The organism is Sphingobacterium sp. JUb56, assembly GCF_014191365.1.
GTDB lineage: Bacteria > Bacteroidota > Bacteroidia > Sphingobacteriales > Sphingobacteriaceae > Sphingobacterium > Sphingobacterium anhuiense.
Map to the genome: position 1 here is coordinate 53,385 of NZ_JACHWL010000003.1, position 18,995 is coordinate 72,379.

The following is an 18,995-nucleotide window of genomic DNA, read 5'->3' on the forward strand; positions in this document are numbered from 1 at the left end:
TATTTTTGATTAAACATGGTTTTATTTGAGAGCAATCGATTGCTTATTTTGCAGCGTCTGTCGTGCTATCAGTTTGTTCTATTTTATATTTAAAAGTTCTAATTTTAGAATAGTTCAGCAAGATATTATTTTAAGATATTTTATTAAAATAGGACTAGGCTATTGATATTACTATTGATTAATCTATTTTTTTGCAATAATCATTAAATATTAGCCCTTAATTTCGTAAGTTTGAGAAATAAGATTGTTCTCATTAGAACATTTATAATACATTTTATAACAAATTAAAGAAAAAGTAGCAAGATGAAAGTCGCAGTAGTCGGCGCAACAGGCCTTGTAGGTACTGAGATGTTAACAGTGTTAGCAGCGCGCAATTTCCCAGTTTCAGAATTAATTCCAGTAGCTTCAGAGCGTAGTAAGGGTAAGGAAATTGATTTTAAGGGAAAGAAGTATAAGGTGGTTACTCCATCTGAAGCTATTGCTTTAAAACCTGATGTTGCTTTGTTCTCTGCTGGTGGAGGTACTTCTTTAGAGTATGCGCCATTATTTGCCGCAGCTGGAATTACAGTTATTGACAATTCTTCTGCTTGGCGTATGGATCCGACCAAGAAATTGGTTGTTCCGGAAGTTAATGGAGATGTATTAACTGCTGAAGATAAAATTATCGCTAATCCAAACTGTTCAACCATACAGATGGTAGTTGCCTTAAAGCCGTTGCATGACAAATATAAAATTAAGCGTGTTGTCGTTTCTACTTATCAGTCTGTGACTGGTACAGGTGTTAAAGCTGTTGAGCAATTGATGAATGAGCGTGCGGGTATTAAGGATGGCGAGAAAGCTTATGCTTACGAGATCGATTTAAATGTTATTCCTCAAATTGATGTATTCCAAGAAAATGGTTATACAAAAGAGGAAATGAAAATGATTTTGGAAACAAATAAGATTATGGGTGATGATTCCATTAAAGTGACTGCGACTACCGTTCGTATTCCAGTAATGGGTGGACACTCTGAATCATTAAATATTGAGTTTGAGCGTGATTTTGATTTAGCAGATGTTCGTGAAGCATTAGCTGCTCAAAGCGGTGTGATTGTCGTTGATGATCCGGCTAATTTGCAGTATCCGATGCCAAAAGATGCACATGGTAGAGATGAAGTATTTGTCGGCCGTATTCGTCGTGATGACTCACAAGCGAATACATTAAATATGTGGGTAGTTGCGGATAATTTGCGTAAAGGTGCTGCAACCAATACCATTCAAATTGCAGAAACATTAAGAGAAAAGGGATTAATTTAATCTGATCTTCATATACGTAAAGAGCTATATCAACACATTGATATAGCTCTTTTTTGTTTTTGGGCTTGTTCCATTGTATTTCTTCTTAATTGCACATCAATCACTTTAAAATGATGCCCTCTCTTTTACTCATTAGAGCTAACTACTTTTCCTATTTTTAACATTTTTTTAATGGATTGCTACGTTTTAAAGAAAATGTGATTAACGTCTACATTAACAGTAATATTTCTACTGCTAGTGTTCACATTTCGTAATTTATTTTTGTGTTCCGTTTTTATTATCAATAAAAAATCCGCTCATTCTACCTATTTTATTTGCCTTTTATTTTTTAAGTCGCGATGAAACTTTTTCCATATCTCATGAATGAAAGTTTGGAGATACTCCAACAAATCAAGCTTTTAAAATGTAGGAATAAAAATATTAGGATAATTTCTTAGACTTTCCTATACTTGTATTAAATTAGATTTATTCTAAATAGTGATGAAGGAGCAAAATAATAATGGTATTGATTTTCGATTCTCTGAAGGATTTGAGCTCCTTTATAGACGAACTGCGGATCAACTATTCCATATTATTTTTCGGCAGACTGGTGATAAATCTGTTACGCAGGGTTTGGTTCAAAATATCTATTTGAAATTGTGGGAAAGAAGATTTGAACTCAAGTTGGATCTTCCTGTAGAGCACTATCTCAATCGATCAGCAAAACTTGCCGCATTAGACTACCTAAAAACTGTATCACGAAGAAAACATCACCTAGAGGAGATTCTAGGTCAACAAGTACGCGTAACTCAGGAAACAGAGCACGCTATTTTATTTGATGATCTGAAGTTTCAGATCAATGGGATTACAGATCAACTTCCTCCTAAATGTAGAACGGTATTTTTATTAAGCCGGGAAGAGGGATTAAACATCCGTGAGATTTCGAAAAAACTTGCTATTGCTGAAAAGACGGTGGAAGCTCATTTAACAAAGGCTTTAAAGACCATCAGATATTATCTCGAAAAAAAAGTCTAAAAAAAACAAATCCGACTAAGGGTATTTGTCCAGTTAGCCAACTAGTTTATTAAAAGATATATTATTTTGGAAATAAACCCAGAAATTTTAGAGCGTTATAATAATGGAACTGCTACTGTTGCGGAAAATGCCGCGGTGGAGTTGTGGCTTGAAAATGACGATCAGGCTGAAAGCACTCTTATGGCCGATGAACTTCAGGAAATGAGATCGGAGGTCTGGAGTAATATTCAGAATATCACTCAGAATGGAAATGGAGTTATTTCAAGATCTGTTCCAAAGATAAGTCGCCTCTATACTAAAGTGGCGGCAGCCGCTGTTCTATTATTTTTATTCAGTGCTGGAATATATCATAAGTTTAATTCGGCTTTATTAGATCATACTACTTCTGAAGGTGTTGTCTTTACTTCCGGTAAGGGGCCTATGGAAGTTTTGGGCAATCATTTTAGAATTGAATTTTCAGGATATCTTCAAATCATCAATAAATCGCACGAACCTAAGTCTATTGAATGTACAAATGGTGAGAAGTATACGTTAGCTCCAGGAGAGACTTATTATATGGAGACGATTGCTGGCAGAAATTATTTAATTGCTGAGGAAACACTCTCTCCTGAGGATAATTATGTGCGGTTTGTAACTGGTGATGTTGAAGTTTTTACAGAGACAATTTAGCCTATAGGATTGAGCGATGAGAATTATTGAAAAACAAAGAATGTGGACGTTGCTTTTTTTATTCTTTACTTATCTGACATCTTGCGATTCTTTCAATAGGCCACTGGATGATGATGGAACTATTGTGATTGGCACCCGGGTTAATACACCAAAAGGACGTGTTTTTTATCTTGGGGCTTACGCTGGTATTCCGGAGCAGGTGGATGCACAGGATATGCTTATGTTGGGCAGTGATGTATCTATTTACTCTTACGGTAAACATCCCTATGTGTGGGATGGTACCACTTCTCGATTAAAAAAGTATGCTGTAAATAATAAGATGAATCTTGAAGCTCTAGATTCTATAGATCTGGGAGGTATAGCTAATCGCAGTTCTTTTGGTTCTGTTGCCTTCATTTCTGAGACCGAAGCTTATGTTTTTTTTCTAGGGGAGGGCAAAGTCGTGCAGTTTGATCCTAGTACGATGAAGGTTTCAAAGTTAGTCGTGACCGATGTTTTACCTGGAGGTCCCGATCCTAAAATTGGCACAAATACTTACTATTCATTTATAACCAATGATACAACAGTTCTTTTACCAGTAGGAGCCAATCCTGGTAATTTTGGCAGATTTCCTGATCGTGCGTCAGTTGCAGTATTCAATACTAAAACAAAGGTAGTTAAATACAATATGGATAGCCGGATGTCGATTGGCTATCATAATTTTGCTCAGGATGTAGCGAATGGAGAGCTGTATTATAGACCTTCAAAGTATATCGCCCGTATTCGCGACTATATTCCGGCTCAGCACAATCCTCCGATAGGTGGTATATTACGTATGAGGTCAGATGGTACTTATGATCCTGATTTTTTTATAGATCTGGAAAAGATCTTGAATGCACATTGTATTCTTTCGGTGATCAATGTTAGAAATAAAGAGGCTCTTGTTCAATATATTGAGCATGACTGGAATGTACCTAAAGATCCTGGAGAATGGTATAGTGGACCAACGCAGGTTGCAAGGGTGAACTTGGAGACACTGAATGTGGAAACTAATGATTATTTAAATACTTATGGCGCCCTTTATCCTGTAGGGGAGGTGGATGGAAAGCAATATTACTCGAATTTTGGGGCAGATGATGACAAGTACCATTTTCTAGAATTTGATGACTCTGGTGATTTTATTGATCGCGTGACATCTGTAAGTGGCAGTGGTATATATATAGCACGTCTGAAATAGTATCGTAAAACATATGTACTGTATAATCAGCTGTTTTCATGCAGCTGTGCTAAACTGTGGTCTTTGTGTTTCGTTTGTTGAAATTTATTATCTTTTATATATTTTTATTTATTTATTGTTTCAAATATGAAATTACTTTTATCAATTATTATTTGTAGTCTTTTACCCTTTTTGGGACTTGCACAAAAGCAGGATAGGGTGAAGGGAAAAATTATGCTTTCTGAAAGCATGCCTGCAAAAGATGCGCTCCTCAGGTTAATAAATACAGCATATCAGTCGAGGACAAATGAAAAGGGAGAATTCTATTTTAATGATCTGCCTACGGGACAGTATATCCTACAGGCAAGTATTAATGATGTTGAGCTAATTAGGGAAAACATTTTGATTGACCAAACCCATTCGGAGCTTCCTGTTATCTATGTGATCAAAAAGATGAATAATCTTGACGGGGTTACCATATATGGTTATCGCCGTAATAAATTTTTAGATCGTGACAGTACTTCCGTTGCTAAGATGCCATTGTCGTATATGGAGAATCCACAATCTTACAGTACCGTTAATCAAACGATTATGAAAGAGCAGATTACGACGGATTTGTCGGAAGCCTTGAAAAATGCTCCGGGTATCGTCAAAATGCAGGGTAGTCCAGGGCGTGGAAATGGTGACGGCAGTTTTTACTATAGTTTGCGTGGTTTCCCTACGAAAGTATCTATGGTTGATGGTGTTCCTGCTAATACAAATGGTGAAATTGATCCAGCTGATGTGGAGCGCATCGAAATTATCAAAGGGCCGTCAGGGACCTTGTACGGTGGGGCCGTTACATCTTTTGGAGGTCTAATCAATGTCGTGACCAAAAGGCCAAGGGATTACTTTGGAGGAGAGGTTTCTTATACATTTGGCAGCTTCAATCTTAATCGGCTTACTGCAGATGTTTATGGTCCGGTTACAACTAATAGAAAAACACTTTTTCGATTAAATTCTGCTTATCAATATCAGAATGGCTTTAGAGATTCTGAGTTCAGAAAATCATTCTTTGCAGCACCCAGTTTTAGTTATCAGGTTAATGACCGTCTTGTCTTTAATTTGGGTGCACAGATCTACAATTATGAGGGAACGAATACGCCAATTATTTTTTTAAGTAGGAGCCGTCAATTATTTGCAAGAACGCCTAAAGAATTAGGATTTGATTGGAGCAGATCTTACTCGAATAATGATATGACTTTGAAAGCTCCTGCCATTAATGTCAGGTCAGAAATTAATTACCAGCTATCGGATAGCTGGACTTCTCAAACCCTAATTTCCAGAAATTTTAGAAAAACCGAAGGTCTGTATCAATATCAATTTATTCGTGGCAATACTAGTGATGCCTTATTGGAGCGGAATGTACAATGGAATAATTCCGAAGGTAGTTCGACCAGCATACAACAGAATTTCAATGGCACCTTCCAAATTGGGGGTATTCAAAATAAGTTACTGATTGGGTTTGATTATTTAAATCAATCTTTACGCAATAACCATTCACCTATTGTAAAGTATGACACCATTAATGGACAGAATTTAGAAAGTGATTATGGTTTTATTTCTAGGGAGCTAGCGACAGCAAGTATCCAGAAATCTAAATTAAATATGTTAAGAAACTATACGTCAAGTAATGTTTATGGCGCATACTTTTCTGATGTAGTTTATTTGACAGACCGTTGGACTACGCTATTAAGTTTACGTGTGGATCATTTTGATACACGTGGTCAGTTGAATTTAAATACCAATGTGCGCGAGGGTAATTTTAAGCAGACGGCTTTGTCTCCTAAATTTGGAATGGTTTATCAGATTCTTAAAGAGCGCTTATCTGCTTATGCAAATTATATGAATGGCTTCAAAAATGTGGCACCAGTGAGCCAACAGCTTGAATCTTACAGTGGGGTTATGAAACCACAGTTAGCTAATCAATGGGAAGCCGGACTGAAATCTAACTTTTGGTCTAATCGTTTCAATTTTACAGCTTCTTATTATGATATTGTTGTTAATAATATGAGCCGTGATATCGAGGTATTTGAGGGGGATAAAGGTTATAAGGTTACGATACAAGATGGAGAGCAGCGCAGTAAAGGTTTGGAGTTTGAGCTTATTACTAATCCAGTTAGAGGATTAAATATGATGGCTGGATATACTTATAATGATAGTAAGTATCAAAAAGCTAATCAAGAAGTTGATGGAGGTAGACCGACATCGGCTGGGCCTGCGAATGTTTTTAATTCGTGGATCAGTTATGTTTTTCAAACGAAGACTTTGCATGGCTTAGGATTGGGTTTTGGCGTTAACCGCGTTGGTGAGCAGATTTCCGTCGATAATAATATTACAGGGCGATTTACTTTCCCTGCTTATACGTTGGTGAATGCTTCCGTATCCCTGGAGCGTGAGAAATATCGATTTGGCTTTCGGATGAATAATCTAACCAACAGTAATTATTTCGCAGGAGATGGAGTTATTGTAGCGCAGATGCCTCGTAATTTTGCAGCGCAACTTAGTCTGAAGTTTTAGCACTAAATCCAATCATCAAAAATGCAATCAATAGTTCGTTAATGCTCGTTATTATAGTTGTTAACGTGCTGAGTAAAGCATTCTCAAATAATAAAGGGGCTGTATTATACAGCCCCTTTATTATTTAGTATTTTTTCTTTGACTATTTTACCGGAACAAATTTCCAAGTATCGTAGTATTTGTTTGATCCGTTTTGACCAGTAGTGATATAACCTACATTTTCAATTCCAAATCCAACAGCATCTTGTCTAGCTTGACCTTGGAAAACTTGGTTATCAGCATTCCAAACATCAGTTGTTGGGTTATATTCCCAGATCGTGTTGATTGTCGTGTTTTTTCTACCACCTACTACATACGCTAGATTGTTCAATACAAAAGTAGATGCGCTTGAACGTGTTAAGTTGTATGTGTAAGAGTTATCACTACGATCTAAATCATTTAATGGAGTCCATTTGGTACCATCAAATTTAAAGAAATCTTCAGGGTATGAGCTATTATCGATACCACCACCTACGTAAGCGACGTTATTGATAACAAAAGCAAATCCATATCTTCTGTTCGATTTTAATGGGCTTTCTACAGCAGTCCATGAATTAGCTGTAGGATCATATTTGTAGAATGATTTAACGTTTGTATTGTTATCGTTTCCTTTAGAACCAGTACCTACATAACCGAAACCACCAATTGAAAAAGCAATTGCACCATAACGAGCTGCATCAGCAGGTAAGTCTGCAATTTTAGTCCAAGTGTTAGCTGAAACATCATATTTATAGAAATCTGATAGTGCATTTGTTCCATCATAACCAGATCCTACATATCCATTGTTTCCAATTGAAAAAGCAACAGCAGCATAGCGAGCTGAGCCAGGGAATTCGGCCTTTTGAGACCACGTTCCTGAAGTTGCATTATATGCCCAAATATCTTTTTTAGGCACAGATACTTGACCTTCAGTAGCAAGACCAGTTGCTACATAAGCGATATTGTTAATTAAGAAAGATACTGCCCCACTTCTTGCGCCACCATCGAAAGCAGAACCTTTAGTCCATTCTGTTACCTCATCTGTAGTATCATCATCCTTTGATTTACAAGAGTAAGTAGAGAAAGTAACGACGCACGCTAATAATATTAGTAGCCAATTTTTCTTGTTCATAAACTGTTAAAATTTAGTATATAAGATGTTTAATTTTATTCTTGGTTTGTTATTTGCATCCTTTGCAATAATAAGTCGATCTGTAGTTGCGAATAAACTACTTTGCGGCACACTCAAGAATAAAGATGTGTTAAAGTAGCTATCTTTTTTTATATTATTAACATATTCGATCATATTAAACGTATATTTTGCATTCGCACCAAACTCATCTCCTCCTGCCAAAAATCCATATTGAATAGGATCTTGCTGTCCCTGTTGCTGTAAAAATACGGGTGTAGTAATGATACTTACCGGATTTCCACCAGCATTCGCGATCATCAGCACGACGCGAGCAGGCGGGATAAAAAATGAATTACGATATTTATTTTCTGTTTCTATAACGAGTTCAACCTTATTGATCGCTACAGTTGGATCGTTAACTAAATCCAATAATGTTGGAAAAGTTAATTTAACGACTGCTCCTGTGCTACCTTCCAGGAAAACATCGCCGTTTGTTGCACTGCTTTTCAATTCTGGATTTGTAACACTTAATGTATTGAATGCTGTTCCTGTACGGTCAGCTTCTACATTATTAAACTGATAAGCTTTGTTGCCCAAATTAAATGAAGTAGATTTATTTACTTTAAATCCTTCGTCGTTTATATAGTTATAATGTACCTGCATACTCACGGTATCTTTAAAACCGATCATTGCCGTGTTATTATTTCCAGGAACAAGTGCTATCCCTTTGAAGTATTCATTGAAATTGTCATTTGATGCAATATTTCCATGCCCATCCTTGATATAAGAAAAGAGTGTATTTCCTAAGTTGTCATTTAATCGGATTGCGATTGAATCTAATTTTTTCACAAAGGGTTTAAATGACAAGGATCCTAAAGCAGTTGGTTCGTAGTTAAATTTTTGATTATTATAAACTGCTGCTCCATTAACATAATAAGGCAATTCATTCGTGCCAGAACCAGTATTTACTTCTTTTAATATAATCTGTTGGGTTAATTGGTGAACAGATAATGTTTGCGTTTTCGTTGTATCTCCGTAGAAATATTTGTTAGGTTTTAACACAAAAGTAATGGAGTCATATTTTGCTGCTGTTGGAATTGAGCCAGCAATAATGTTATCGATAGCCATGCGCATATAAGACGTCGAAAGGACAGATCCTGTTGTGGTATTCGAAATTTTTCCGGCTAGAATCATTCCTGTTCCAGATGTTGGTACATCATCTAACAGATAAGTTGATGTATTCACCTGAAAGGTATCGATAGGAACTAATCCTATGGATTCATCTCTTGAATTGTCTAAAGAGAGCGAAATATCTTTATTACAAGCTGAAATGCCTATCAGTAATAACGCTGAGAATAAAAATTGAATACTACGTCTCTTAAAATTTCTTATCATGCTTAAAAATTGAATATTGCAAATGTAATCAATGCGCATTGTTAATCAGTGTTATATTTTGTTAAATATGGTTAATTACCAAGGCGAATGCAAATCTAGTAATTTAAATTTGTTTTTAATTATGGCAAATAAGTTTAAATTATTGATAACACTTTCGGTATTAACAGGTATCGGGATGATTAGTATCTTGGGTATATGGCTTTACGGAAGTTACAATAACCGGCTTGATCTGTTCCTTTCTTCGGCAGAACGGAGTATGTTTAATGTTGTACAAGATGTGTATCAAGCTCATAGTAATGATCTAAAAAGTGATCAGGGCGGGGCATTGGGAAAATTACGGAAAGAATTAAAAGCAAGATATACAGATGCTGAGATAGACTCGCTATTTAAAGATTTTGGATCCTATTACAAACAGTCAAAAGCTGGACCATCTCGAGGAGGAAAGACGATGGGATCACCTTATCCGCACGGAAAGTCGGGAGGAGAAATGATGGCACCTTATTTATTTTCACAGATCGATGTCACACCAGCGATGATCGACGAAATAAATGAAAAGTTTGCCTCTGCTTTAGAAGCTAAGGGAGTCCGCGCAGAATATGATGTTACGACCGATATTTTTCCAAGGGATAGCTTGTTCGCTATCCGTAAGGAATATAGAGCAAAGAAGTTAGCGTGGACAAGACCGATATTGATAGATGCGTCGGACAGTCGCTTTTTAATCGTCAAATTTAAGCGGGTATGGAAAAATCTCCTGTTTGATTTAGGATGGCAGCTGGGCATTGCTATACTTTTAATCAGTATTTTTATCGGTTCCTTTCTCTATCTCTTTAAAACAATCTTTCGACAGAATCGATTAGCTGAGATGCAAAAGGCATTTGTTAATAATATGACGCATGAGCTGAAGACCCCTGTCTCTACTGTTATGACTGCTATCGAAGCGATTCAACTCTATGGGGTAAAAAATGATCAGGTGAAGATGGATCGTTATTTAGCCATTTCCCGTCGTGAGCTTGATCACTTGTCGGATATGATTGATCGGGTTCTTCAATTGGATGTTGATGAACGAAAAGGTCTCAAACTTGAAAAAAAAGAGATTGATCTGATGCTCGTTTTAACGAATGCGGCAGACACTTTTCGGATCAATGTCAGTAAGGAAGTTAAAATTTCTGTGAACAGTTCTATTCCTAAATTAGCATTAAATGCCGATGAATCGCATCTCCGCAATGTTATTAATAATTTACTAGAAAATGCAGTCAAGTATTCTGCTGATACGGTTGATATTATTATAGATGTCCATGACTATAACGATTATATTGAGTTTAGTGTTGCTGATAAAGGAAAGGGCATCGCTACGGAGTATCAGAAAGAGATTTTTGGTATGTTTTTTCGCGTTCCTGAAGGTAACTTACATCCAGTAAAGGGTTTTGGAATCGGCTTGGCCTATGTGCGCCAGGTGATACTGCAACATGGAGGTAAAATTACAGTAAAAAGTAGTCCAGGTAAAGGTAGTACCTTTACGATCAAAATACCTAAATAAGCAAATTTATGATTGATATTTTATATGTTGAAGATGAAGCGAGCCTGGCACTTATTGTTGCTGATAGTCTGGAGATGAACGGTTTTTCAGTAAGACATTGTCAGGATGGGCAACTGGCTCTTCGTTTATTTGAAAAGCAAAAGCCGGATATTTTGCTTATTGATGTGATGATGCCAGTGATGGATGGCTTTACATTGGCTACACATATAAGAGCCTTAGACAGCCAGGTGCCTATTATTTTCCTTACCGCTCGCGTGCAGACAGAAGATGTTGTTAAAGGTTTTCATTTGGGGGCGAATGATTATGTTAAAAAACCTTTTCGTATTGAAGAGTTGGTCGTTCGTATCGAATCATTGGTTAAGAACAGTCCTAAAATGCAGCTTAGTCAAAATTTAATGATCGGTGATTATGTTTTAGACAGCTTGAGACAGACACTCAGCTATAAGGGCGAAAGCATTAAGTTGTCTTATCGGGAGAGTGAACTCTTAAGGAGCTTGTATGAAAATAGAAATCAGGTAATTCCTCGTGAAGATATCATGAAGACCTACTGGAGTTATGATAAATATTTTTCTGGAAGAAGTCTTGACGTATTTATAAGTCGAATCAGAAAATATTTGAATCAAGATCCACGGATCAAGATTAGCAATATACGAGGTATAGGTTATATGCTTTCTGTTGAGGAATTGCTCTGAAGGCGTTCTGTAGGGCTAAGTTTTCTGGACTTTGGTCAGCTCTTGAAAATATTATTTTTAAGTTACAATTGAGGGACTCTGTAAGGAAAAGAATAAGTATATTTAAAGGAGTGATTTGAAGATGGAGAAGTATTTATCAGTGATCAATTAAGAAGAACGGATTGAATAATTTGCTTTTATATTTAGGACGATTATAATTGGGTATAAACGCAAATTTATCTAAGTTTGTACGCTGTAAAAAGGAATAAAAAAATGAAAGATAGTGTATTGAGTAGAAAAGAGAAAATTGTTCGTGAGGCATTGAATTTGTTCTCAGAACAAGGTTATGCAGATACCTCTACCAAAGCTATTGCTCAAAATGCGGGTGTGTCTGAGGCTTTAATTTTTAAACATTTCGGGAATAAGGATGCTTTATTGGTTCACCTTATTAAGGCTGGCTATCGTAAAGTGCTGACACATCATAAGGGTATGATGACTTACCGTGATTCTAAAGATTTTTTACGTAAGATGATCAATTTACCGAGTAAGCTGGTCGCTGATGAACCTATCTTTTGGAAATTACAAGAGCGCCTTTCCCATCATCCTTTTTCAAGACAACAGCATGAACAGTTTATGAAACCCGTGCAGGCGATTATTGTGCGGGCTTTTAAGGAGCTCGGGTATAAAAATCCGGACTTGGAAACCGAATTTTTATTGATTGTAATCGATACTTTATGGAAAAAGGAAGCTAATGGGGAACTTGATCATGCGATGGAGCTAGCCATATTATTGGAAGAGAAATATAACTTGATATAGGTTATATTTTTTTGTTCGATAATGCAAGTTTATGCATGTTTCATAAAATTGTTGCACAAACTGTTTTTTATTGTGTGAAAAATACCCGTTATTCGTATTCTATTTTAAACAAAAAATTATGTTAAAAAAACTAGCTTTGGGTGTTGCCGCACTGGCATCTTCCATCTCTTTTTCACAAGCTCAAGATAAGAAGGATTTTGTGAAATATATTAATTCTCCCCATGCTTGGGTTGATTCTGTATTTAATAACTTGACACCTAAAGAACGTATCGCCCAACTTTTTTTGGTGCGTGCCCATACCAATCTGGGACAGCGTTATATTGATTCTGTAGCACAGGTTGTTCAAGATGAGCAATTGGGCGGTCTTGTTGTATTTCAGGGCGGGCCGGTTCGTCATGTGGATATGTTCAATCGTTATCAGCATCTTTCAAAAGTGCCTTTATTGATCACTTTTGATGGAGAATGGGGTTTAGGCATGCGTCTTCCCGATTCAACGCTATCTTACCCTTATCAGATGACTTTGGGAGCTATACAGAATGATCAATTGATTTATCAAATGGGCCAAGAAGTTGCAAAAGATTTTCATCGGATTGGCATGCATTTTAATTTTGCTCCTGTTGTTGATATTAACAATAATCCTAAAAATCCAGTTATCGGATTCCGTTCTTTTGGTGACAATAAAGAGAATGTCGCAAAAAAGGCTAAAGCATATATGGATGGAATGATGAATGGTGGCATTATTTCATCACTCAAGCATTTTCCGGGACATGGTGATACTGATGTTGATTCTCATCATGACTTGCCTCAACTGACCTTTACAAAGGATCGTCTAGAAGCTTTGGAAATGTTTCCATTTAAAGAATTAATTCGTTCTGGTGCGCCTGCGATTATGGTTGCTCATATGAATATTCCAAGTTTAGACCCTACTCCTAATATTCCCTCTTCCATTTCAAAACCTATTGTGACAGGGATATTACGTGAAGAGTTAGGTTTCCGCGGTTTAACGGTAACCGATGCCATGGATATGAATGGTGTGAAAAAGTTTTTCCCTCATGGTGAAGCTGACGTAATGGCTATTATTGCAGGCCATGATTTGTTGGAAGTATCTGAAAATAGTAAACGCGCTATTGACCTTGTATTGAAAGCAATCGGGGAGGGCCGAATCAATCAAGCGGATTTGGATGCGCGTGTTAAAAAAGTACTCGCGTCAAAGCTGTGGTTGGGTTTAGATCAATATCGTGATGTGAATACCGTAAATCTATATTCGGATCTGAATAGAACCTCTTCAAAGCAGCTGATAGACCAATTGGCGGCATCATCTGTCACGGTTTTGAAATCTACGGATAAAATAAAATCATTTAAAAATTCAGAAAAAACGGCAATTGTCAATATCGGATTAAAATCTCCGGGCACTTTTCAACAGATAATGGCCGATGCGCTGACTAATGAAACGCAGTATTTTGTTACTGATGAAACAAGTGAGGCGGAATTAAAGAATATCATCAAAAAGGTCAAGAAAAATAAACAGATTATAGTTGCGATTCATGATACACGCTCTCGCCCAAGACCTGAAGTACCAGCGAATAATGAGGTAAAGAATTTGGTTAAAAAATTGGCTAAGAAATCAATCGTTACTTTTTTCACGAATCCTTATGCATTGGATGGTTTTAAAGGTGTCCATAAAAGTAAAACTATTTTAGTTGCTTATCAAAATGATGATTTTATGCAACGTGCTGCAGCAAAAACAATTTTGGGACAAAATATTGCTACAGGGAAATTGCCGGTCACTATCAATAAATATTTCAAGTACGCTGCGGGTAAATAGCGGAATCGATTCTTTTAAAAGAAAAAGGGGCTTATCAAATGATAAGCCCCTTTTATTATGGATAGAAATACATTTATTTTTTTTCTTGGATGATCATATCTGTCATCACTTTAGCACTTTCATCCTGTACAAAGTCAAATTCCATTTTAGGTTGTGGTTTACCCTCTTCCCATAGCGGTAGACCCCTTTGTTTCAGCAAAGCATTGACACGATCTCTATTTTTCTTTTGGAAATCATCACGCTCTTTTTTAAACTTATCAAGTTGTAATGGAATTTTAGTTCCCTCGTCGCGTTTTTCAAAGGTTGCAATGTCTTCCAGTAAAAACTTGTATTCTGTCGAGTTTTTCATTCTCGCTTCGTGCTCTTGTTCTAGCTTCTTGTTCAATGCAGATAGATCTGCTACTTTTTTATACGTACTTGATTTGATTTGATCCCAAGGTAAAGCAGAAGGCTCGGAACTCTCACCGAATTTTTCTGCAGAATACTGCGTCGGGAATGTCACATCTGGGCTTACACCTTTATGTTGTGTGCTGCTACCATTTACACGGTAGAATTTCCCTAATGTAATATTGATCTGACCATATTCTGGCGCACCATTTGGGGTGTCAGGATCTTTTTCGTTTTGTGCTTTTAATAATAATTTACTTGTAGGACTGATCACGCGTGCCATATCAACAGCAGACTGTACCGTACCTTTACCGTATGATTGAGAACCTAAGATGACACCACGGCCATAATCCTGAATTGCACCGGCAAAGATTTCAGACGCTGAAGCAGAGAAACGATTAATCATGACGCCTAGAGGTCCATCCCATGATACTCCTGCATTTCTATCTTCTTCCACATCAATGGTGTTACGGACATCCCGTACTTGTACTACTGGACCTTTGTCAATAAATAAACCTGTTAGGTCGATTGCTTCTGGAAGTGATCCTCCGCCATTGAAACGTAAATCTATTAAAACAGCATCTACTTTTTCCTGTTTTAAGGTATCCAGCAATAAGCGCACATCGCGGGTTGTACTTTTATAGTTTGGATCACGCTTACGGTATGCTTCAAAATCCATGTAAAATTTTGGTATGTTGATGACACCAACACGATAATTCTTGCCATCTGTACCTTTAACAGTTAAGATTTCTTTTTTCGCAGATTCTTCTGCTACTACAATTCGCTCTCTTGTTAATGATACTATTTTCGGGTGAGATCCAACCGGCTGACCAGCAGGTAAAATCTTTAAACGAACAATTGTTCCAGCAGGACCTTTAATTTTAGCAACTGCTGCATCTAATCTCCAACCGATGATATCCTCAAATTCTCCATCTTTCCCCTGTGCCACACCTACAATTTTGTCATCAATGGCTAAGCTTTTATCTTTAAAGATCGGTCCTCCAGGAATGATTTCACTAATAGTCACCATTTCATTGTCGATTGTCAATCGTGCACCGATACCTTCAAATGTATTAGCCATACCTTCATTGAAAGCCTGTGCAAATGATGGGTTAAAATAAGAAGTATGTGGATCTACGGCATCTGTCAATGCAGTCATGATTACCTGGAATGCATCATTTGAATTTATTTTCTTTCCCTGAGAAATTAAATTGTTATATCTTTTGCGAAGGGTTTCCTTCTGTTTAGTTTCTGTACTATCTGTTTTTTTAACAGTTGTCATTTCCAGATTTAACAAATCATATTTTACACGATGCTTCCATTGTGTATCTGCTTCTGCTGTGTTTTTGAACCAGCCTAACTTCTCACGGCTTGGTAAATAGCTTTCATCGATTGTGAAATCTTGTTTTACATCGACTTGCTTCAATGCATATTGCATGCGTTCTAAGTAGCGTTTAGAGTATACATTGAAAATATGAAAAGGAGCAGATAAATCACCATTACGGAAATCCTGTGCGATTGAATTTCGATATTGCTGAAACTCGTCGATATCAGATTGCAACAAGTAGTTTTTTCCCTGGTCTAAAGATTTAATTAAGTTATCAAATACGATTTTAGATATGGAATCATTCAGCTGTACTTTTTTATAACTGGTCGATTCTAAAAGTCCTGCAACTTCTTTTGCTATGACTTCGTGTTGTGCGCTAGGCTTTAGACCTCCTTCTACTTCGCTTAAATTAACACGGGGCTTCGAGCCACAGGAGACAATTGAAATAACAAAAAGGGTGAATATTAGCTTTTTAAACATATTTTCTATAATTTTAATAGTCATTTTTATATATTGAGATAGCGCTTTAAATCCAAAGAGCTAAATTTAAATAATTTCAGTTCATAAATTTCAACAAATCAACAAATTTATTTGATATTTTAATTGAAAAATATGCACTATTTTATATTTCTTTTAATAATAACTCATTTTAATGAAGTTAAGTATGTTTTCTGAAAAACCAACCGTTCCTGTAATAATAATGTTATCTGATCAATCATTTCCTAAGATAGCATCATTATGTCTAGCTAATGTTCGATTCAGTCTATATATTAAACTGTTTAGTAAGGCCCATTTATACCATTAAAAACTAACACTAATAAATAACCGAGTACAACGAGCTCATTTATACCATTGAAAACTAACACTAATAAATAACCGAGTGCAACGAGCTCATTTATACCATTGAAAACTAACACTAATAAATAACCGAGTGCAACGAGCTCATTTATACCATTGAAAACTAACACTAATAAATAACCGAGTGCAACGAGCTCATTTATACCATTGAAAACTAACACTAATAAATAATTTTTTCTTATGAAAGCTTTAATAATGACAATCATATGTTTTTGTGCCACAGAAACGAGTTTCGGTCAGCTTAAGCCTGTACGTTACTCCGACGGAGACCAAGCATTAGCTGGTTTAGTTAATACAGATGCCGGCGAGGGTGCTCCTGGGGTTTTGATTCTTCCTGCCTGGATGGGTATTGACGATGAAGCGACACAGGCCGCGGTACAGCTCAGCAAGGAAGGTTATATTACATTTGTTGCAGACATCTATGGAGAAGGAAATAAACCCACTACTGCTGCTGAAGCTGGGCAACAGGCGGGAAAGTACAAGAACGATCCAGAAGCATATCATAGAAGGATCCGTTTAGCCTTAGAACAACTTGTAAAAGCTGGAGCAAGTCCACGCCGTTTGGCCGTGATTGGCTATTGTTTCGGTGGTACCGGAGCACTTGAGGCGGCTAGGGCAGGTATGGAAGTGCAGGGTGTTGTTTCCATTCATGGTAACCTCGGCAAAAGTAACCGCCCTGATGGCCCAATCAAAACTAAAATATTGGTTCTACATGGTGCCGCAGATCCTCATGTATCTCCAGAAGAGATTGCTAACTTCCGAAAAGAGGTGGAGCATGCAGGTGCCGATTGGCAAATGATCTATTATGCAGCAGCAAAACATGCCTTTACCAATCCTGCTAGTGGTGATTTCGAACCTTTAGCAGCGCAACGCTCCTGGAAACATTTACTCGTATTCTTACAGGAAATATTGAAATAAAAGCTTGAAATCTATTCAGACCATTCAAGCAGGTTACAGCTTAATTTATAGATCTTTAACCTGCTTGAATGTCGCTTTTAAGCTGGTGAAGTTTTGATAAGTTTTATCAGCCTCTTCAAAGTCTTTTAGATGCATGTACACTTCGCCAAGTTTATCTAATACAGCGAGCTCAAGTGGTACATTTTTCCTTTCGCGGGCTAGTAGAAGCGTAGATAAAAATTCTTTTTTGGCTATTTTAAAGTTTTTATCTAACAATTTTGATGAAGCTAGCAGATATTCAATTGCCGGCAACTCATCTGTGATCTTTTTATTTTCTGCTAGTTGCTGTGCTTGAAGTAGAAACCATTGTGCTTCTGTGTATTTATTTTGCTCAAAATAAACCTGCGCTAATTGTTCCCAGGCTATTATTTTATCTTCATAAGCTTTTGCTTTATTATAGAGCGGTATCGCTTTTCTGATAATATTTTGCTCAGCCTCACTATAATTTTTCTTACCGCTTTTGGCCAATGCTATTTGCATCCAGGCGTTAGCTTGGTCATGATAGTCTTTTGATTGAACTGCCAGGTTCAAATTTTCCTGAGCTACGACTTCAGCTTTTTCAAAATTACCGGAATAAAGTAGCACTGCCGCTAAGTTTTGATGTAAGACAATACGATCCAGTTTATTGCTTTCTTTTGCCGCAATCAGGATTGCATTTTCAAAATAGGAAATTGCCTGATTGGGTAAATTATTATTGATTGCAAATAGCCCTGCTTCATTTACTAGTGCGAGGTTAACTTGATCGTCGTAATTTTGTCTGATGCGGTTCAAGAGTTCATTCCATGTTGCTAAGTCCGTAGGTTCTGGTTTCATTAAATATTGAAACCGTCCTATATTCGGTAGACTTTTAACTTGGGTGAGTAACGTTTTATAGCGAAGTTCTTGAGCAATCTTTTTTGCATAATCTTTTCTCATATTGCTATCAAAAATGTCAATCAATTGCTCCGTTCTTGATTTAGGTGGAGGGACAAAATATACCTTTGGACCTATTCCCTTGAAATTACTGTTATACTTTGTTATTGAACCAGTATAATCTTTGGTTAATTCCTGCGCATAAGACACGAAGCATAATGCTACTAAATAAGCACTACTGAGAAAGGCTATTTTCCAAAATTTCTTTTTAATCATGTATAATACCTGCTGTTGGTGAGGATCTTACAAAGATGTATAAAAAAAGTGTAAAATACTGTTAAAGTCCCTCATTTAAGCTTACATAACCTAATTTTTTCATTACATGATCGTGTTTTGATGTACAAAATACACGATAACGTTTTCGCCATTCACGCAATCGATTGTGTCTGTTTTCGATATTAAGAGTTCGGTAACTATGACTTAATAT

At 36.7% G+C, this 18,995-nt stretch carries 14 protein-coding genes; 10 read left to right on the forward strand and 4 right to left on the reverse strand.

Annotation, left to right across the window (positions count from 1 at the left end):
* Window positions 1–303 precede the first annotated feature (303 nt).
* The 5 genes from FHR29_RS24570 (at window position 304) to FHR29_RS24590 (ending at window position 6,733) form a co-directional block, all read left to right on the forward strand.
* Window positions 304–1,296 carry an aspartate-semialdehyde dehydrogenase gene (locus FHR29_RS24570; protein WP_021190281.1) on the forward strand — a complete coding sequence of 331 codons (993 nt, stop codon included), beginning with the start codon at window positions 304–306 and terminating at the stop codon, window positions 1,294–1,296.
* Between the two features lie 480 nt (window positions 1,297–1,776).
* Window positions 1,777–2,310, forward strand: coding sequence for a sigma-70 family RNA polymerase sigma factor (locus FHR29_RS24575; protein ID WP_260293026.1), 534 nt, complete (start codon window positions 1,777–1,779; stop codon window positions 2,308–2,310).
* Window positions 2,311–2,376: 66 nt separating this feature from the next.
* Window positions 2,377–2,979: a hypothetical protein gene (locus FHR29_RS24580; protein ID WP_183917904.1), complete on the forward strand. Its 603-nt coding sequence runs from the start codon at window positions 2,377–2,379 to the stop codon at window positions 2,977–2,979.
* A gap of 16 nt (window positions 2,980–2,995) precedes the next feature.
* On the forward strand, window positions 2,996–4,195 hold the full coding sequence (locus FHR29_RS24585) for a hypothetical protein (protein ID WP_183917906.1): 1,200 nt from the start codon (window positions 2,996–2,998) through the stop codon (window positions 4,193–4,195).
* Between the two features lie 126 nt (window positions 4,196–4,321).
* Window positions 4,322–6,733, forward strand: a complete 2,412-nt coding sequence (locus FHR29_RS24590) for a TonB-dependent receptor (protein WP_260292924.1) — start codon at window positions 4,322–4,324, stop codon at window positions 6,731–6,733.
* Between the two features lie 142 nt (window positions 6,734–6,875).
* Here FHR29_RS24590 and FHR29_RS24595 read toward each other — a convergent pair whose 3' ends face one another.
* Both FHR29_RS24595 and FHR29_RS24600 read right to left on the reverse strand, forming a co-directional pair.
* On the reverse strand, window positions 6,876–7,883 hold the full coding sequence (locus FHR29_RS24595; RefSeq protein ID WP_183917908.1) for a kelch repeat-containing protein: 1,008 nt from the start codon (window positions 7,881–7,883) through the stop codon (window positions 6,876–6,878).
* A gap of 6 nt (window positions 7,884–7,889) precedes the next feature.
* Window positions 7,890–9,278, reverse strand: coding sequence for a DUF4270 family protein (locus tag FHR29_RS24600; RefSeq protein WP_165902472.1), 1,389 nt, complete (start codon window positions 9,276–9,278; stop codon window positions 7,890–7,892).
* 121 nt (window positions 9,279–9,399) lie between these two features.
* Between FHR29_RS24600 and FHR29_RS24605 the strand changes: the two genes are divergently transcribed.
* The 4 genes from FHR29_RS24605 to FHR29_RS24620 all read left to right on the forward strand — a co-directional run bounded on the left by FHR29_RS24605 (window position 9,400) and on the right by FHR29_RS24620 (window position 14,127).
* Entirely contained in the window at window positions 9,400–10,815 is a 1,416-nt protein-coding gene (locus FHR29_RS24605) for a sensor histidine kinase KdpD (protein WP_183917910.1), read from the forward strand.
* An 8-nt stretch (window positions 10,816–10,823) separates the two neighbouring features.
* A complete protein-coding gene (locus FHR29_RS24610) occupies window positions 10,824–11,507 on the forward strand; it encodes a response regulator transcription factor (protein ID WP_132844305.1) in 684 nt (227 codons plus the stop codon).
* A gap of 252 nt (window positions 11,508–11,759) precedes the next feature.
* On the forward strand, window positions 11,760–12,302 hold the full coding sequence (locus FHR29_RS24615) for a TetR/AcrR family transcriptional regulator (RefSeq protein ID WP_021188632.1): 543 nt from the start codon (window positions 11,760–11,762) through the stop codon (window positions 12,300–12,302).
* 118 nt (window positions 12,303–12,420) lie between these two features.
* The gene (locus tag FHR29_RS24620) at window positions 12,421–14,127 is read left to right on the forward strand and encodes a glycoside hydrolase family 3 protein (protein ID WP_221197946.1); all 1,707 of its coding nucleotides are present in this window, start codon (window positions 12,421–12,423) and stop codon (window positions 14,125–14,127) included.
* Window positions 14,128–14,200: 73 nt separating this feature from the next.
* Here the strand turns inward: FHR29_RS24620 and FHR29_RS24625 are convergent, their stop codons facing one another.
* The gene (locus FHR29_RS24625) at window positions 14,201–16,321 is read right to left on the reverse strand and encodes a carboxy terminal-processing peptidase (RefSeq protein WP_132844303.1); all 2,121 of its coding nucleotides are present in this window, start codon (window positions 16,319–16,321) and stop codon (window positions 14,201–14,203) included.
* 558 nt (window positions 16,322–16,879) lie between these two features.
* Here FHR29_RS24625 and FHR29_RS24630 point away from each other — a divergent pair.
* Window positions 16,880–17,617, forward strand: a complete 738-nt coding sequence (locus FHR29_RS24630) for a dienelactone hydrolase family protein (RefSeq protein WP_183917912.1) — start codon at window positions 16,880–16,882, stop codon at window positions 17,615–17,617.
* Between the two features lie 45 nt (window positions 17,618–17,662).
* On the opposite strand, the gene FHR29_RS24635 is transcribed toward FHR29_RS24630, so the two are convergent.
* A complete protein-coding gene (locus FHR29_RS24635; RefSeq protein WP_183917914.1) occupies window positions 17,663–18,784 on the reverse strand; it encodes a lipopolysaccharide assembly protein LapB in 1,122 nt (373 codons plus the stop codon).
* Between the last annotated feature and the right edge of the window lie 211 nt (window positions 18,785–18,995).

Coding starts and splice junctions, on each gene's coding strand:
- FHR29_RS24570 (WP_021190281.1), top strand. CDS start 304: ATGAAAGTCGCAGTAGTCGGCGCAACAGGCCTTGTAGGTACTGAGATG.
- FHR29_RS24575 (WP_260293026.1), top strand. CDS start 1,777: ATGAAGGAGCAAAATAATAATGGTATTGATTTTCGATTCTCTGAAGGA.
- FHR29_RS24585 (WP_183917906.1), top strand. CDS start 2,996: ATGAGAATTATTGAAAAACAAAGAATGTGGACGTTGCTTTTTTTATTC.
- FHR29_RS24590 (WP_260292924.1), top strand. CDS start 4,322: ATGAAATTACTTTTATCAATTATTATTTGTAGTCTTTTACCCTTTTTG.
- FHR29_RS24595 (WP_183917908.1), bottom strand. CDS start 7,883: ATGAACAAGAAAAATTGGCTACTAATATTATTAGCGTGCGTCGTTACT.
- FHR29_RS24600 (WP_165902472.1), bottom strand. CDS start 9,278: ATGATAAGAAATTTTAAGAGACGTAGTATTCAATTTTTATTCTCAGCG.
- FHR29_RS24605 (WP_183917910.1), top strand. CDS start 9,400: ATGGCAAATAAGTTTAAATTATTGATAACACTTTCGGTATTAACAGGT.
- FHR29_RS24610 (WP_132844305.1), top strand. CDS start 10,824: ATGATTGATATTTTATATGTTGAAGATGAAGCGAGCCTGGCACTTATT.
- FHR29_RS24615 (WP_021188632.1), top strand. CDS start 11,760: ATGAAAGATAGTGTATTGAGTAGAAAAGAGAAAATTGTTCGTGAGGCA.
- FHR29_RS24620 (WP_221197946.1), top strand. CDS start 12,421: ATGTTAAAAAAACTAGCTTTGGGTGTTGCCGCACTGGCATCTTCCATC.
- FHR29_RS24625 (WP_132844303.1), bottom strand. CDS start 16,321: ATGTTTAAAAAGCTAATATTCACCCTTTTTGTTATTTCAATTGTCTCC.
- FHR29_RS24630 (WP_183917912.1), top strand. CDS start 16,880: ATGAAAGCTTTAATAATGACAATCATATGTTTTTGTGCCACAGAAACG.
- FHR29_RS24635 (WP_183917914.1), bottom strand. CDS start 18,784: ATGATTAAAAAGAAATTTTGGAAAATAGCCTTTCTCAGTAGTGCTTAT.